This is a genomic window from Methylobacterium sp. WL18 (assembly GCF_008040015.1).
In the GTDB taxonomy this organism is placed as follows: domain Bacteria; phylum Pseudomonadota; class Alphaproteobacteria; order Rhizobiales; family Beijerinckiaceae; genus Methylobacterium; species Methylobacterium mesophilicum.
Genome location: NZ_VRVD01000336.1, coordinates 1 through 5,017 on the forward strand (window position 1 = coordinate 1; position 5,017 = coordinate 5,017).

Consider the following 5,017-nt stretch of genomic DNA (forward strand, 5'->3'; position numbering starts at 1 on the left):
TTCCTGGCGATGGTGCCGGGCGACGGCGAGGCCGGCGGCAAGAAGGCGGGGGGCGCGGCCGCGATCGCGGTGAGCCGACCCTGGGCGCTGATGGCGCTGTACGGGGTCGCGATCTTCGCGGGCGGGGTCACCTTCAACCTGACGACGATCAGCCTGCCCAAGGTGATCGACGAGGGCGTCGGCCAGGCGCTGCCGCTGACGCTGATCGGCTCGCTCGCCACCGTGGTCTTCCTGGTCGGCGCGCTGATGCAGCTCGCCATGGGCCGGCTGATCGACCGCTTCAGCCTGCCGTCCCTGTTCGTCACCCTCTCGGTGCTGCAGCCGGTGGGGCTGGGGATCGCGGCGCTGACCACCGGCCTGCCGCTGCTCGCCGGGCTGATGCTCGCCATGACGGCGATCTACGGCCAGGTGGTGATCAACGACGCGATGATCGCCCGCTACGTACCCCCGGCCTACCGGGCCCGGGCCTACAGCGTGCGCTACTTCGTCGGCTTCACGGCCAGCGGCTTCGTGGTCCCGGCGATCGCGGTGCTGCACGACCGGGGCGGCTTCGCGCTGGTGCTCGGCATCGCGGCCACCTGCGGCGCGGTGATCTGGCTCGCGGCGATCGGCTTCCTGAAGCTGACGCAGGGCAAGCCGCGCCCCGCCCTGGCGGCGGCGGAGTAGGGGTGACGGTTTGCGAGCCCGGGCCGGCGCTGCTACGCGGCGGCGGTTCCGAGCCGCGAGCCCGCCCTTGACCACGCTTTCCCTCGTCATCCGGCCCGAGCGGCCGGAGGACGCCCCCGCGATCGATCGCCTCCAGGCCCGGGCCTTCGGTCCCGGACGGTTCGCCCGCACCGCCTATCGCCTGCGCGAGAAGGCGGCCGAACGGATCGACCTCGGCGTCACCGCCTCGGTCGGCAGCTTCCTGGTGGGCTCGGTGCGGATGGGGCCGGTGCGCGCCGGGCCTTCGCGCTTCGTCATGCTCGGTCCCCTGGCGGTAGACCCGAGTTTCGAGGGCCGCGGCATCGGCGGCACCCTGACCCGAGCGGCGATCGAGGCGGCGCGGCAGGCCGGCGAGGGTCTGGTGATCCTGGTGGGCGACGCGCCCTATTACAGCCGCTTCGGCTTCACCCCGGTGCCGCCGGGCCGCCTGACCCTGCCGGGCCCGGTGGACCCGGCCCGCCTCCTGTGGCTGGAACTGGCCGACGGTTTTCGCGAGGGCATATCGGGCGCCGTGGACGCGTTGCGCCCGGAAGATCCCCGGCCTTGAGGTCTTCGCCGGTTCGCGGCGCGGTCACGCCCGCCGCAGCGCCAGGGCCGCGATCAGCCCGGCGGTGAGCAGCGCCAGGGCCACGGGGGTCGCCGAAGTCGCGGGCCAGGCCGAGGCCGCCGCCGTGAACAAAGCCCCGAAGGTCATCTGGGTGAAGCCGTAGAGGCTGGATGCCGAGCCCGCCGCGTGCGGATCGACGTTCATCAGCCCGGCGACCGCGTTGGGACTGAGCAGGCCGACCCCGACCGCGTAGGCGAAGAGCGGCACGATCAGGGTGACGACCCCGAGCATCCCGGTCCGATCGACCAGCAGCAGCGCCAGCGCCGCCACGATGCAGAGCAGGTTGCCGCTGCGGGCCGCCTTGCGGATCGGTACCCGCGTCGCGAGCCGGCTCGCCAGCACGGCGCCGCCGACCATGCCGAACACGACGATCAGGCAATCGAACCCGACCTCCTGCGAGGATCGCCCGAGCCGGTCCACCAGCAGGAACGGCGCCACCGCCAGGAACGCGTAGAGGCTGGTGCCGCCGCAGGCCCCCGCCACCAGATAGGCGCGGAACACCGGCACCTTCACCAGCCGCAGGTAACCCGCCAGGATCGCAACGAGCCCCGGCAGGGCCACCTTGTGCCGATTGGTCTCCGGCAGGGTGAACACCACCAGGGTGCCGAGCACCGCAACGATCCCGGCGAGCACCACGAACACGGCGCGCCAGCCGAAGGCCTCGTTCACCACCCCGCCGATCGCCGGGGCCAGGGCGGGGGTGAGGGTCATGGCGGTGGTGAGGATCGCGAGCTTCCGGGCCGCGTCCTCCCGGGTCGAGACATCCCGCACCATGGCCCGGCCGATCACCAGGGAGCCGCAGGCCCCGAGCGATTGCAGCACCCGCGCCACCAGCAGCACGCCGATGCTCTGGGCCGGAATCGCCAGCAGCAGACCGGCGAGGTAGAGGCCGAGCCCGCCGATGAGGATCGGACGCCGTCCGAATCGGTCGGAGAGCGGCCCGTACAGCAGTTGGCCGCCTGCGAGCCCGATCAGGTAGACCGTGATGGTGAGTTGCGCGGCGGCATTCGTGATGCCGAGGTCTGCGGCGGCGGAGGCGAGCGCGGGCACGAAGATGTGCAGCGCCACCGTGCCGGTCATGGTCACGGCGACCAGCAGCGGCAGTGGCGCCCGGCGCGCTGCCGGTTCCGGACTTCGATCGGGCAAGCGGAATCCTTATCGGTGTCTGACCCGAGCGGAGATCGGGTCGCGGACGCCTCAAGGCAAAGGCCGGGCCTGAAGGCCCGGCCAGGTCGCCGCTAGTTCTTCGGCGTCGGCAGCGGTGCGTTCAGGTCCTTGGTCGGGCCGCCGACCTCCAGGTCCTTGGCCCGGTCCACCGCCTCGGGGTTGGCCTGGGCCGGCAGCTCCTTGGCGGCCGGGGCGGACGGCGCAGTCGGCTCGGCCGGGATCAGGCTCGACGGCGTGCCCTGCTGGTCGCCATCATGAGCACCGGCCGGCGGAGCCGGGGCGTTGCGGTCGCTCGATTCGCTCGGCGCCCGGGGGCTGCCGGCGGACTTCTCCTCGACCGGCTTGGCCGTGCTGGTGTCGGCGGGCTTGGCCGGGCTGTCCTTGCCCTCGGAGCCCTTGCCGGCCGCGGGCTTGGCGGCGGTGGGCTTCTCTTCGGAGGCGGGCGCAGGCGCGGGCTTGTCCTCGGGCTTGGCGGCGGCCGGTGCGGCCTCGGGCTTCGCCTCGGTCTTCTCGACGGCGGGCAGCGGCTTGGGGCTGTCGGCGTTGTTGCGCAGGTAGGCGATGACGTTGGCCCGATCCTGCGGCGACGCGATGCCGGCGAAGGCCATCTTGGTGCCCTTGGCGTAGGCCTTCGGGTTGGTGAGGAACGCGTCCAGGTCGTCGTAGGTCCAGGTGCCGCCCTTCTCCTTCAGGGCCGCCGAGTACTCGAAGCCGGCATGCCCCCCCTTCGGGCGCTCGACCACGCCGTACAGGTCCGGGCCGACCTTGTTCGGGCCGCCCTTCTCGAAGTTGTGGCAGGCATGGCAGGCCTTGGTGCCGGCCTCGCCCTTCTCGGCGTTGGCGCTGGCGAGCCGGACGGCGATCGGCTCGACCTTGGCCTCCGGCGCCGCCGCGGCGGTCTGCGGCTCCGGCTCGGGCAGGTCGTAGCCGGCTTTGCCGGCCGGCTTCGGATGGTAGATCAGCTCGGCGACGAAACCCGATCCGGCCGCGAACAATAAGGCGCCGAGGACGGCACCGAGAACCTTGTTCACCTCGAACGAGTTCATGCTCTTCTCTCGATCTGCCCATGCCCGTGACAGGCAGGCATGCCGGGACACAGGACCTTGGAAGATTTCAAGGGTGCTTAGCCGTTCCGGCACGATCTTGACAATGCCGGTGGGGGGATACGTTCCGTCGCGGGGCGAAACCGCCGTGCCAAATCGCCGAGCTTGTTACCCGGCGGCATCATTTTGCCGGATCGCGTGGCCCGATGCCCCCGGTCCCGCGAGGGACGACAACCCGGAGCAGGCCTGCTAAGCACCCGCGCTTCGCTGGCGGACGCCTCAGCCTCAGGTCCGAGCCCTTCATGTCCGATCCCCTCGTGCTGATCCCGGCCCGCCTCGCCGCGACGCGCCTGCCGAACAAGCCGCTGGCCGAGATCGCGGGCGAGGCGATGATCGTCCATGTCTGGCGGCGGGCCATGGAGGCCGGGATCGGCCCCGTGGTGGTGGCGACCGACACGGCCGAGATCGCCCACGCCGTCGAGGCGGCCGGCGGCATCGCAGTGATGACCCGGGCCGACCACCCGTCCGGCTCGGACCGCCTCGCCGAGGCACTGGAGAGCGTCGATCCGGCGGGGCACCATGACGTGGTGGTGAACGTGCAGGGCGACCTGCCGACCATCGACCCGGCGATCATCGGGGCCTCGATCGGCCCGCTCTCCGACCGCACGGTGGACATCGTCACGCTCTGCGCACCGATCACCGACCCGCACGAGGCGGAGAACCCCAACGTGGTCAAGCTCGTGGGCCATCAGGTCGGCCCGGGGCGGCTGCGGGCGCTCTACTTCACCCGCGCCCGCGCCCCCTGGGGCGACGGCCCGCTCTGGCACCATATCGGCCTCTACGCCTATCGCCGCTCCGCCCTGACCCGCTTCGTCGCCCTGCCCCCGGGCGAGCTTGAGACGCGGGAAAAGCTGGAGCAGCTGCGGGCGCTGGAAGCCGGCATGCGCATCGATGCCGTCATCGTCGACGACCTGCCGCTCGGCGTCGACACCCCCGCCGACCTGGAGCGCGCCCGCGCCCTGCTCCAGGCCCGCCGCCTGAACTGAACGCATGACCGATTCCCCGACAGCCATCGCCGACCGCACCATCGCCTACCAGGGCGAGCCCGGGGCCAACTCGCACATCATCTGTGCGCAGGCCTTTCCGGACTGGACGCCGTTGCCCTGCCCGACCTTCGAGGACGCCTTCGCGGCGGTCACGGAGGGCCGGGCCCAGCGGGCCATGATCCCGATCGAGAACTCGATCGCCGGCCGGGTGGCCGACATCCACCACCTGATCCCGACCTCGCCGCTGCACATCGTGGCCGAGCACTTCCTGCCGATCCACTTCCAGCTGATGGTCCTGCCGGGCACGAAGCTGGAGGCGGTGCGGACCGTGCACAGCCATGTCCACGCGCTCGGCCAGTGCCGGAGGATCGTCCGGCGCCTCGGCGTGAAGGCCGTGGTCGCCGGCGACACCGCGGGCGCGGCCCGCGAGGTCGCGGAGATCGGGGACC

General features: G+C 72.1%; 6 protein-coding genes. 4 read left to right on the top strand and 2 right to left on the bottom strand.

Features of this window, described 5'->3' with window-relative positions; all coding sequences use genetic code 11:
• Both FV228_RS19910 and FV228_RS19915 read left to right on the top strand, forming a co-directional pair.
• Positions 1 to 666 (top strand): MFS transporter (locus tag FV228_RS19910; protein WP_147856202.1); only part of this gene is annotated, 666 nt, incomplete at its 5' end.
• A gap of 67 nt (positions 667 to 733) precedes the next feature.
• Positions 734 to 1,252 (top strand): N-acetyltransferase, encoded by a 519-nt coding sequence (locus tag FV228_RS19915; RefSeq protein ID WP_147856203.1) that lies wholly within the window; start codon positions 734 to 736, stop codon positions 1,250 to 1,252.
• 24 nt (positions 1,253 to 1,276) lie between these two features.
• On the opposite strand, the gene FV228_RS19920 is transcribed toward FV228_RS19915, so the two are convergent.
• Both FV228_RS19920 and FV228_RS19925 read right to left on the bottom strand, forming a co-directional pair.
• Entirely contained in the window at positions 1,277 to 2,458 is a 1,182-nt protein-coding gene (locus tag FV228_RS19920) for a multidrug effflux MFS transporter (RefSeq protein ID WP_147856204.1), read from the bottom strand.
• Between the two features lie 92 nt (positions 2,459 to 2,550).
• Positions 2,551 to 3,525: a cytochrome c family protein gene (locus FV228_RS19925; protein ID WP_147856205.1), complete on the bottom strand. Its 975-nt coding sequence runs from the start codon at positions 3,523 to 3,525 to the stop codon at positions 2,551 to 2,553.
• Positions 3,526 to 3,824: 299 nt separating this feature from the next.
• Here FV228_RS19925 and FV228_RS19930 point away from each other — a divergent pair, with 299 nt between their 5' ends.
• Both FV228_RS19930 and FV228_RS19935 read left to right on the top strand, forming a co-directional pair.
• Positions 3,825 to 4,568 (top strand): 3-deoxy-manno-octulosonate cytidylyltransferase, encoded by a 744-nt coding sequence (locus FV228_RS19930; protein ID WP_147856206.1) that lies wholly within the window; start codon positions 3,825 to 3,827, stop codon positions 4,566 to 4,568.
• A 25-nt stretch (positions 4,569 to 4,593) separates the two neighbouring features.
• On the top strand, positions 4,594 to 5,017 hold a 424-nt coding region (locus FV228_RS19935), incomplete at its 3' end, for a prephenate dehydratase domain-containing protein (RefSeq protein WP_281406510.1).